The sequence below is a fragment of the Maricaulis sp. genome (assembly GCF_030149235.1).
Lineage (GTDB): Bacteria > Pseudomonadota > Alphaproteobacteria > Caulobacterales > Maricaulaceae > Maricaulis.
The window spans coordinates 1-9,413 of the sequence record NZ_JASBRW010000040.1; the positions used below are offsets into that span (position 1 = coordinate 1).

A 9,413-nucleotide genomic window follows, 5' to 3' on the forward strand; every position below is an offset into this window, starting at 1 on the left:
CAGTCCTCAAATATTCCGAAATAGCAACTGGTTGGCCGCGTCGAGCCCGAGGTCGGCCGCACTCCAGCGATAGACACAGAGAGGCCCACCGGAACCCGCGCAGAAATCCAGACAGACGGCCTTGGGCGGCGCCACGATCCACGGCTGCCCACGTCGCGGCGGGACCCAATAGTGCCCGAAGAAGACAGGCCGCTCATCATTGTCATCGAACCGGCCTCGTTGAGCGTCAAATTTGTGCTGCTCTAGCTCTTGGTAAACCTCTTCCCAAGCCCAGACAGTCGAGCGCCAGTCCTGTTGCTCGCCCCACCATTGCAGCCTCGCGACCGTTCGTTCGTTTCCGTCTTTATCGCGATAGGAAACGCCTGGCGGCAGCTTGTACTCCGCGCCTTTAAGCAACACCTCAACGGCATCCTTATGCCGGTCACCAGCCCGCGCTGTTCGTAGCCAGAACTGTTTCGAACGATCGCCTCCGTCCCTTTCACTCGCAGAGAAGCGCTCCAGGTGCTTCGGGCTCCAACACGCATGAACCGCTCGGAACTCGTCATGATCGATCCAAAGCGGCAGTGTCTTGAACCAGGCGATGTGCTCCTGAAGCAAGCCTGCCTTCTTCGGATCTCGATGATATTCGGACAGGAAGGCGATGTGCTGGCGCAGGTTCTTGTCTGACCGGGCCCGGAGATACGCCCCCTCATTGCTCGGGTCCGGGGTCGAGAAGTGGATCGCATTGAGCTCATGATTGCCCATCAGGCAAATCGCCTCACCGGCTTCGACCATGGCTTTGACGGTTTCCACGACTGCGATATTGGCCGGCCCGCGATCAATCAGGTCGCCAAGGAATACCGCCTTCACCCCTTGAGGGTGACGCCAAATCCCGGAGAGGTTTTGATAGCCAAGGCGGTCCAATGCGGTCTCAAGCACGGCGTGATGCCCGTGAATATCACCGATGAAGTCGATCCGGTCTTGTGAAGTTAAGTCGAGGATCAGGATGTCTCCTTCTTGTCTTTTTCAGCTTGCAGGTCGGCCTCAACCTTCTTGGCCGCTTCCAGGGCATAATGGTGAGCCAGCTGGGCTTCCATCGACCAGATGCGGTGGCAATAGGCCGCCACGAAGTGTCCCCACCCCGGCTCTCCCGGTGCCGGTAGGCCAAGGTTCTTGATTTTGGGCGGTTCGAATTTTTCTGACACAACAAATTTCCTTCGATGAAGGACCGGTCACCGTCAGCGCCACCCCGGCGCAACGCACCGGATCCAAGTTTTTGGGGATATTGCCCGCAGGCAACATAATTATTTTATCGGGACCCGCGCCCAAGCGCAACTGCAGGACGGGCCTTCCATTTGGAACCCCAGCAGAACCCCAAGAGGAATTTCCCGAGTCCCTAAAGGGAGGAAAATCCAATAAGCCACTGAAAGAATTGGTGGGCCCGGAGGGACTCGAACCCCCAACCAAGCGGTTATGAGCCGCCGGCTCTAACCAATTGAGCTACAGGCCCGCTCTATTGGAAGAAGGCACAGGGTTAGCCTCCTTTGGCGCCAAGGCCAAGACGGGCGTGCAGGGAGAAATGCGACGGCTTGGGGGCTGGGGCATTCATGTCCGGTGCAGGCCCGCCGTGCGACCTGTGGGCGCATCGGACCGGTTTGCCCATGACGCAGGCCGGTCGCGCGTCTAGTGTGAACCGCAAAATCGGTTCGATGTTTGGAGAAGATGGATGATCCGCACGCTTCTGGCCACCTCCGCCCTGGCCCTGACTGCCCTGCCCGCCTGTTCGGCCCAGACCTTGCCGGCCACGCCGGTGCCGCAGCTCTCGCTGAGCGCGCAGTCGCAGGCCGAGATCGCGCCGGATTTCGCCACGGTGCGCTCGGGCACGGTGACCCGCGGCGAAACCGCGGCCGAGGCGGTTGCGGCCAATGCGGCCCTGATGGAGCGGGTCTTCACCGCTCTGCGCCGGGCCGGGGTCGAGACCGAGGACATGCAGACGGCCCAGCTCTCGGTCAGCCCGGTCTACTCCGACCGCCGCGTGCCCGGCACCTATATCAACGAGATCGTCGGCTATGAGGCCCGCAATACTGTCATCGCCCGCATCAATGAGATCGATGCGGTCGGCGAGGTGATCGATGCCATGGTCTCTGCCGGGGCGAATAATATCCAGGGCGTCAGCTTCGGTGCGGATGAGACCGAGGACGCGATGAATGCGGCCCGCCGCGATGCGGTGGCGCAATTGCTCGAGCGGGCCCAGCTCTACGCCGATGCGGCCGGGTTCGAGCTCTGTGGCATACTGCGCATGAGCGAGGGGTATAGCCAACCGCGCCCGGTCGCCACGCCGGAAATGGCCATGGCGCGCATGGCCAGTGCCGATACGCCGATCGCCGCCGGCCAGCTCACCCTGACCGCGTCGGTCAGTGCCGATTTCTGTATTCGCCAGGATTAAGGAAAAGCGTCAGGCCGCTTCGGAGGCCTCGACCACCTTGTTCATCTCGTCGAGCAGGATGACCGTCGGGTCCCAGACCTCGGCCTCGGCCGCTTCCATCTCCGCGTAGGCGACCACGATGATGCGGTCACCCGGCTGGGCCAGACGGGCGGCGGCGCCATTGATGCCGAACGTCCGGCTGCCACGCGGTGCCTTGATGGCATAAGTGGTGAAGCGCTCGCCATTATTGATGTTGAGGACATCAACCTGTTCGTTCGGCAGGATACCGGAGGCTTCCAGCAGATCGGTGTCGATCGATATCGACCCTTCATAATGCAGGTCTGCCTGGGTCACGACGGCCCGGTGAAGCTTGGCTTTCATCATGGTGAGACGCATCGCGCTCAACTCCTGCTTACGCACTAGGTGGGCTGCACATACGGTCTCGCGCGGCAAAATTCAATGACGCGACACCGCCGAGCCTGCCCAGCCGGCCCGAAGGCAGCGCCCGGTGAAGCTGAACCGGTTTTGACTTCCCCTCTCATCCTGCATTCATGCAAGTGCGGCAATCATGGGTTATCCTTGGGAAAGGGAGGCGCCCATGCGAAACCAGCTTAATCTCACCACCATCCTCGCCGTCAGTGCCGTGATGAGCGGATCCGTGGCCGTTGATGCCCAGAGCCGCTCCGACAACAGTCGGGATTTGCGCGCCGCGCGAACTGTAACCGCGCAGCTGTCAAACCGCGTCGGCACCGTATCTGCGCTGCAGCCCGCCCGTCGGGCCACGCCGGACAATCCGCGCCGTGTGGCGATTGACTGGGACCAGGTCCGCGCCGACATCCGCGCCCAGAACGCCCGGGACAACAACTTCACCACCGCCGTAACCGCGCTGGTGCAGCGCTACCCGCAGCCAAGCAATGATGCAGCCGCCGGAGCCAACCAGACCCGGCTACCCGTGCTGATGCCCTCACGCGCCGCTCTCGCCCTGCCGGCGGAACCGCGGGTCCTGCTTTTCCCGCAGGAGGACTTCTTCACCATCTCGATCACCGGTTCCGACATCCTGATCGAGGTTTTCGGTACCCGCCTCGCCCATGCCGAGGCACCTGACCCGGTCTCGCTGAGACGCCTGCGCACCCGCGATGGTGACGGTTTTCAGATCACCCGCACCGAAGGCGGCGTTGAGGTCAATCTCAATCGCTATGGCGCCGCCTATTCGGTCACTGTGGAGTGCTTCAACCCGGAAACCGACCCGCGCTGTACCCAGCCCGATTATGCCCGCAACCTGGCACTCAGCCTCGGCATTGTGGCCGGCTCACCGGACGAAGGAGAATAATCATGTCTCCCAGCACCGAACGCACCCTCGCCGCCATCGTGGCCTCGCTGGGCATCGCGGCCATGGTGTTCTGGCCCGCCGAAGAGGCTTCGGAACCGCCGGCCGACCCCGAAGCGGTCGAGGAAGCGGCTCCGGACCCAGAGCCTGAGCCGGAATCCGAACCCGAGCCCGAGCCCGAACCCGAGCTCGAGCCGGTCGTCCCGACCGACGCAGCCGGTGTGGAATTCAGTTATATGCCGCCGGGTGACCTCGTGCCGGGCTCTGGCACCGGGCAGACAATCCAGCCCAATTATGCCCCGGCCATGCGTTTCCCGATGGAGATGGGCCAGGCCTATTCCAACAGCCAGGTCTACGGCCATGGCGGTTATCTTGGACCGGGCGGCGGCCAGTGCAATGCCAATAACTATGCCTATGCCTGGCGCGATAATTTCTGCGAGACGCGCGGTTATTCCACGCCGATGTGTCCGGCCGGTGTCGGTCACCAGGGCCAGGACATCCGCCCTGCCACCTGCCAGGACGCGATCCACTGGGCCGTCGCCACGGAAGACGGCACGATTACCTCGGTCGGTTCCTACTCGGTACGCCTGATGACCGATAGCGGCGTGCGCTACACCTATCTCCACCTGGAGGCCTCCAGCCTGACCGTGGCACCGGGCGATCGTGTCGTGCGCGGCCAGCGGCTGGGATATGTCTCCAACGAGTTCGGAGGCACGCCGACCACGATCCATCTGCATTTCGAGATCAAGATGGCGATCGACACCGGCAGCGGCATCTCCAACACCAATGTGCCGCCCTACATGGCCCTGGTGGACAGCTATGAGCGCCTGCTCGACGGTCGCGACAGCTAGGCTATTTCGCGCCCAGCGGGTCGAGTACCGGCCCGCGGGCCATCGAGGTGGTGAACAGCATGCGCATCATGCCCGGCACCTCATCGCTGATCGTCTGAGCCAGGTGAGCCCGGATTTCCTCAGGCACCTCACTGGCCGGGACGAGCGGGTCCAGGCCGCGCACCTGGGCGTCGAAATGGGCATCATCACGAGCGCTATCGCCGGAAAGCTCGCCGATACGCTCCATGACGCAGGCGGAACAGACCGGGGAGCTGCCGGCATCGCGCAGATTGGCCAGGGACAGGCCCTCCACGACCTCAGCCTTTTGCCGCGCAACGCCATTGAAAATCGCGAACATCAGCGTGCCGTGTGAAGGGTCCCAGCCGATGGAGAAAAACTGGTGCCCCAGCAAGAGCGACCAGCCTTCAAATCGCTCACCCTCTACACCGGTATACCAGCCCATGAGACCGTCTTCGCGGCGGCGCACCATGGTGATATCGCGCAGGTAACACCCCGGCACATCGCTGGAGGGACGCGTGGTGCGCCAGAAGCCTTCATAGGCCTCGGCCCGCATTTCTGCACCGCGCAGACCTTCCTTGTAGATCGCCGCCGGGAACAAACCCGTCTGCGTGCCCGCGTCCGAAGCGCTGATCTCGACCTCAACACCGAGACCGCGAGCAAAGCCGGTCAGGTCCTTTTCCCAGTCGAGCATGGTGAAGCCATCCACCCGGCTGGCGATGTAACGCGTCAGCTTGGCCAGATTGTGCTCGGAGGGCGTAACCGTTCCGGCAGCCCAGCGGCCGACCAACGACTTGTCGACATTGAGAGCCGATGCAAGCCCGGTCCGGCTCAGCACCAGGGTCTTCAGGACAAGGCCGAGTTTGTCTGAGAAATGGTCCATCTTCATGCTTCGAACATGTCATGCGATGCGGGCCTGTGCAACTCGCGTGCAACCCCATGCAACTCCGTGCGCGCCATTGTTGTGACATACACCTTCTCGCACCCGGTAATATTTTAAAAACTGGATCCGCACTTACGCGCTTCATGGCGAGCCAGCCGGGCCGCCGTGACAAGAGGATCGGATGAAACTGACGGCAATCCTTCTGACCTATGCCGGTCTGGCACTGCTGCTTGTTATCGCCCCCGCTCCGTCGTCAGACGAGACGGTGATGACGAAGAGCTCGACCGCGTCTGTGTCCAAGACAACCAATAGGAAGCCGTACACCCATTTCCGGGCCGGGGGGACAGGAGTGCGCCCAACACTTCGCTAATGCACGCCGGACCGGTGGGTATGGGAGCCCCAAGTCTCATACCCGAGCGAAGCAGGCTGCCGCCCAAGCAGCCTGCTTCTTGCTTTTTGGGCTTTGCTTGCTCGATGGGCCTAGGCGCTCAGATGCAGCACCACCTCGCGCCGGTGCGGCCGGTCGCGATGCTCGAACAGATAGATCCCCTGCCACGTTCCCAGCGCCATCTGCCCGTCCATGACCGGGATGCCGATGGAGGTCTGGGTCAAAGCTGCCTTGATATGGGCCGGCATGTCATCGGCCCCCTCTGTCGTATGACGCAGCCAGGACATGGAGGCGTGGTCCGCGGATGGGACCAGGCGCTTGAAGAAAGCGTTGAGGTCCCTCTGCACATCCGGATCCGCGTTTTCCTGGATCACCAGGGAACAGGAGGTGTGACGCACAAAGACCGTAAGAAGCCCCTCATGGACGACTTGGTCGCGAAGGAACGCATCAGCCGCGGCCGTGAAGTCGTAGAGCCCCGGGCCGTTCGTCTGCAGGCTGTGACAATGAATGCTCAACGGCCCCGCTCCGGCACGTCATACCAGCCCCCCTTGCGCACATAGGCCAGTAGCGGGAAGCCGATCAGCACAAAACCGTAAAGCGCCGGGAAAAACCAAACCGGCAACTGCGCCAAAGCGTCCTCCGGCAAGGGATAGACGATGCGCCGGATCACGATCAGCGGGCCGACCAGCGCGAAATAGACGGCCATCGGCCAGCAGCCGATGCGACGCGCGACAGGAAAGCAGACCAAGCGTATCAGGCGGAACATCTGGATCTAGTCTCCGAACGCCGCACACGGCGCCTCCGGCTCCAGGTAGCAGCCACTTTCCATAAAGGTCTTGAGACGGTTCTCGATGAAATGGATCCAGACATTGCGGACCACGCCGGCCATTTGCTCGTCGATCTCGCCGTGCATGGCAAGATCGACGGTAAAGGTCGTGCCGCCGCCCTCGGCTTCGCTCAACGTCCAGCTGGAAACGAGGTCATAGGACCGCCCGGTCAGGCCCAGCGGACCGTGCAGGCGCAGGCTCTCCGGCGCATCGACATAGATCACTGTGGCGTGCACCGCGCCATCATCCGAGCTGTCCTCCAGGCGTTCGTAGAAAAGCCCACCCGGAACCGGTTCGATGAATAGCTCGGCGGGCTCAAGCGCAAAGGAGTGATCCCACCAGGACGAGATATCGCCGGTGGCGGTGTCCCAGACGTCCTGGCGCGCCGCATCGATCTCGACCACGATCTGGGTGCGAAAACCTTGCACGCTGAACCCATTGAGGGCAGCAGGATCGGCCGCCTCGTCCGTCGCTGGCGCTTCGACGTCCGGTTTGCAGGCTGCCAGGAGGGCCAGACTCGCGCCGGCCAGAAGTAATTTGTGCATGATGATCTCCCCCTCTCGATCACTCTAGGCAGGCCCGGCGGCTAGAACCATCCCGCCTCGCGCAAAGCCGGTGCAAAAGACCGGCTGACCGGCGCCTTGATATTGCCGGTCAGGGTCAGTTCGGCCTTGCCATTGGTGCGCCTGACGCTCTCGACCGCGCCGCGGGCCACCCACCAGGACCGGTGCGTCCGCGCGCCATCCAGCGCCTCCACGGCGAGAAGCCCCACCTCTGTGATCTTAACCCTCACCTGGTACGCCGGGCACGCAGCTCCGCCTGGACTTCCGCCACCGTCATCTCGCGAAACCCGCTGCGCTCACCCTCCTCGACGGCTTCGCGCAAAGCCTCGATCTTCTCCTGCCGCTCGACATCGCGCCGGATCAGGTCACGCACATAGTCAGAGGAATTGGCATACAGCCCGCGATCCGCCTTGGCCTCGACCCAGTCCTTCAGCGCTTGCGGCAATGAGATATTCATGGTGGCCATGGGGCGCTCCTTTAGCGGAAAGGATGCGTCTGATGGCAAAGTTTGTCAAAAATCGGCGATGTCGACCCAAATCCACTTGTCCGTGTTGATGAGATGAAACTGGCTGCTGCGAGCAATCAGCCGATCCTGCTGCCCAATCCCGCACCCGAACAATTCAACCGCTGTTAGGCTTTCTTCATGCTCCCAGCCGGCCGGGACCCAGCGGCCAAAATGGAATTGCCCATCCTTGTAGGCTTCCTGAAGAAGCAGCTTGTCTTCAAAGAAGGCGAGACGCTTGATCGGATAGGGGGCCCGCGGGAGACGGTTCCGTTCGGTCATTTCCAACGTGCACTCGGCGATGGGAAAGTCCGAATACCAAGAGGCCAACACGCGGTCTTCGCTGACGTTGAGCGCATAGCAGTCATCAATCGGCTCACCGGCATCACACAGCAGCGTTCCCTCAAGACCCAATCGAACCAGCCCGCGTTGTGACAACTGGTCCGCTCCGAAGACACCCTCATCAAAATAGCCAATCCAGGCGTTACCGGTATTGTCGAGCTGTAAGTGCTCAATCGCGTCACCGCAGCTTATGGGTTCGACTACATGGTCTGGCCTGATCACCGCCCCGTTGAGCTGCCCCGGTTTGCGCCGAGACGACGCTATCAATATGGTCCCATCGGCACATCGATCCATCAGTGGAAAGGCCGGGCAGTTTTCCATCACCGTATAAACATCCCAGGCGGTCTTGTTCAGAGAACAAATATGCCCGCGATGTGCCGCGTCCCGAAAGATCACGAGGAGCTTTCGATCTAGCGTGATGTTCGCCGATACCAGCTGCCAATCGGGTGGAACGGAGGGCAAAGCACGGGAATGACGAGGAATATCGATCATGTCGTCATTCAAACCAGAGTGTAGAAACCCAGTCTACCACCGCAGAAAGAAAAAGCCGGGCTGAACCAGCCCGGCTTGTGTCTGTCTTGTCTGGATCCCGGAACGTGTCCGGGATGATCCGCCGCTGGCGGCGGATCAATTATCCAGGAAGCTCCGCAGCTTGCGCGAACGGCTCGGGTGCTTGAGCTTGCGCAGGGCCTTGGCCTCGATCTGGCGGATACGCTCGCGGGTCACCGAGAATTGCTGGCCAACCTCTTCCAGCGTGTGATCGGTATTCATGCCGATGCCGAAACGCATGCGCAGCACGCGTTCCTCACGCGGAGTGAGCGAGGCCAGGACGCGGGTCGTGGTTTCGCGCAGGTTGGACTGGATCGCGGCGTCGATCGGCAGGACCGCATTCTTGTCCTCGATGAAATCGCCGAGATGGCTGTCTTCCTCGTCGCCGATCGGCGTTTCCAGGGAGATCGGCTCCTTGGCGATCTTCATCACCTTGCGCACTTTCTCCAGCGGCATGGCGAGCTTCTCGGCCAGTTCTTCCGGCGTCGGTTCGCGACCGATCTCGTGCAGCATCTGACGCGAGGTGCGGACGATCTTGTTGATCGTCTCGATCATGTGCACCGGGATACGGATGGTGCGGGCCTGGTCCGCGATGGAACGCGTAATGGCCTGACGGATCCACCAGGTGGCATAGGTCGAGAACTTGTAACCGCGGCGGTATTCGAACTTATCGACGGCCTTCATCAGGCCGATATTGCCTTCCTGGATCAGGTCGAGGAATTGCAGGCCGCGATTGGTGTATTTCTTGGCGATGGAGATGACGAGACGCAGATTGGCCTC

14 protein-coding genes and 1 tRNA gene are annotated in these 9,413 nt (G+C 61.8%); 3 read left to right on the forward strand and 12 right to left on the reverse strand.

Going from position 1 to position 9,413, the window contains the following annotated elements; genetic code table 11:
• Positions 1-6 precede the first annotated feature (6 nt).
• From Q1V51_RS06085 to Q1V51_RS06095, 3 genes are all read right to left on the reverse strand, one after another.
• Positions 7-987, reverse strand: a complete 981-nt coding sequence (locus Q1V51_RS06085) for a metallophosphoesterase (RefSeq protein ID WP_366522715.1) — start codon at positions 985-987, stop codon at positions 7-9.
• Entirely contained in the window at positions 981-1,184 is a 204-nt protein-coding gene (locus Q1V51_RS06090; protein WP_300554212.1) for a hypothetical protein, read from the reverse strand. Before Q1V51_RS06090 ends, Q1V51_RS06085 begins: the two co-directional genes overlap by 7 nt.
• A gap of 228 nt (positions 1,185-1,412) precedes the next feature.
• Positions 1,413-1,489: transfer RNA gene (locus tag Q1V51_RS06095), tRNA-Ile, on the reverse strand.
• 216 nt (positions 1,490-1,705) lie between these two features.
• Here Q1V51_RS06095 and Q1V51_RS06100 point away from each other — a divergent pair.
• On the forward strand, positions 1,706-2,425 hold the full coding sequence (locus Q1V51_RS06100) for an SIMPL domain-containing protein (RefSeq protein WP_300554215.1): 720 nt from the start codon (positions 1,706-1,708) through the stop codon (positions 2,423-2,425).
• 9 nt (positions 2,426-2,434) lie between these two features.
• On the opposite strand, the gene panD is transcribed toward Q1V51_RS06100, so the two are convergent.
• On the reverse strand, positions 2,435-2,800 hold the full coding sequence (panD, locus tag Q1V51_RS06105) for an aspartate 1-decarboxylase (protein ID WP_300554218.1): 366 nt from the start codon (positions 2,798-2,800) through the stop codon (positions 2,435-2,437).
• 202 nt (positions 2,801-3,002) lie between these two features.
• Between panD and Q1V51_RS06110 the strand changes: the two genes are divergently transcribed.
• Both Q1V51_RS06110 and Q1V51_RS06115 read left to right on the forward strand, forming a co-directional pair.
• Positions 3,003-3,734, forward strand: a complete 732-nt coding sequence (locus tag Q1V51_RS06110; RefSeq protein WP_300554220.1) for a hypothetical protein — start codon at positions 3,003-3,005, stop codon at positions 3,732-3,734.
• Positions 3,735-3,736: 2 nt separating this feature from the next.
• Positions 3,737-4,582: a M23 family metallopeptidase gene (locus tag Q1V51_RS06115; protein ID WP_300554223.1), complete on the forward strand. Its 846-nt coding sequence runs from the start codon at positions 3,737-3,739 to the stop codon at positions 4,580-4,582.
• Position 4,583: 1 nt separating this feature from the next.
• On the opposite strand, the gene Q1V51_RS06120 is transcribed toward Q1V51_RS06115, so the two are convergent.
• From Q1V51_RS06120 to rpoD, 8 genes are all read right to left on the reverse strand, one after another.
• Entirely contained in the window at positions 4,584-5,462 is an 879-nt protein-coding gene (locus Q1V51_RS06120; protein ID WP_300554225.1) for a hypothetical protein, read from the reverse strand.
• Positions 5,463-5,942: 480 nt separating this feature from the next.
• On the reverse strand, positions 5,943-6,365 hold the full coding sequence (locus tag Q1V51_RS06125; RefSeq protein WP_300554227.1) for a secondary thiamine-phosphate synthase enzyme YjbQ: 423 nt from the start codon (positions 6,363-6,365) through the stop codon (positions 5,943-5,945).
• Complete coding sequence (locus Q1V51_RS06130) at positions 6,362-6,616, reverse strand: hypothetical protein (RefSeq protein ID WP_300554230.1); 255 nt, start codon at positions 6,614-6,616, stop codon at positions 6,362-6,364. The genes Q1V51_RS06125 and Q1V51_RS06130 overlap by 4 nt, the downstream gene beginning before the upstream one ends.
• A gap of 6 nt (positions 6,617-6,622) precedes the next feature.
• On the reverse strand, positions 6,623-7,222 hold the full coding sequence (locus Q1V51_RS06135; RefSeq protein ID WP_300554232.1) for an SRPBCC domain-containing protein: 600 nt from the start codon (positions 7,220-7,222) through the stop codon (positions 6,623-6,625).
• A 41-nt stretch (positions 7,223-7,263) separates the two neighbouring features.
• Positions 7,264-7,470, reverse strand: a complete 207-nt coding sequence (locus Q1V51_RS06140) for a LytTR family DNA-binding domain-containing protein (RefSeq protein WP_300554234.1) — start codon at positions 7,468-7,470, stop codon at positions 7,264-7,266.
• Positions 7,467-7,706: a type II toxin-antitoxin system ParD family antitoxin gene (locus Q1V51_RS06145; protein WP_300554237.1), complete on the reverse strand. Its 240-nt coding sequence runs from the start codon at positions 7,704-7,706 to the stop codon at positions 7,467-7,469. Before Q1V51_RS06145 ends, Q1V51_RS06140 begins: the two co-directional genes overlap by 4 nt.
• A 45-nt stretch (positions 7,707-7,751) precedes the next feature.
• Entirely contained in the window at positions 7,752-8,576 is an 825-nt protein-coding gene (locus tag Q1V51_RS06150) for a hypothetical protein (protein WP_300554240.1), read from the reverse strand.
• 135 nt (positions 8,577-8,711) lie between these two features.
• Positions 8,712-9,413: RNA polymerase sigma factor RpoD (rpoD, locus tag Q1V51_RS06155; RefSeq protein WP_300554243.1), on the reverse strand; the 702-nt coding region annotated here is incomplete at its 5' end.

Coding starts and splice junctions, on each gene's coding strand:
- Q1V51_RS06150 (WP_300554240.1), bottom strand. CDS start 8,576: ATGATCGATATTCCTCGTCATTCCCGTGCTTTGCCCTCCGTTCCACCC.
- Q1V51_RS06110 (WP_300554220.1), top strand. CDS start 3,003: ATGCGAAACCAGCTTAATCTCACCACCATCCTCGCCGTCAGTGCCGTG.
- Q1V51_RS06115 (WP_300554223.1), top strand. CDS start 3,737: ATGTCTCCCAGCACCGAACGCACCCTCGCCGCCATCGTGGCCTCGCTG.
- Q1V51_RS06135 (WP_300554232.1), bottom strand. CDS start 7,222: ATGCACAAATTACTTCTGGCCGGCGCGAGTCTGGCCCTCCTGGCAGCC.
- Q1V51_RS06130 (WP_300554230.1), bottom strand. CDS start 6,616: ATGTTCCGCCTGATACGCTTGGTCTGCTTTCCTGTCGCGCGTCGCATC.
- Q1V51_RS06145 (WP_300554237.1), bottom strand. CDS start 7,706: ATGGCCACCATGAATATCTCATTGCCGCAAGCGCTGAAGGACTGGGTC.
- panD (WP_300554218.1), bottom strand. CDS start 2,800: ATGCGTCTCACCATGATGAAAGCCAAGCTTCACCGGGCCGTCGTGACC.
- Q1V51_RS06120 (WP_300554225.1), bottom strand. CDS start 5,462: ATGGACCATTTCTCAGACAAACTCGGCCTTGTCCTGAAGACCCTGGTG.
- Q1V51_RS06100 (WP_300554215.1), top strand. CDS start 1,706: ATGATCCGCACGCTTCTGGCCACCTCCGCCCTGGCCCTGACTGCCCTG.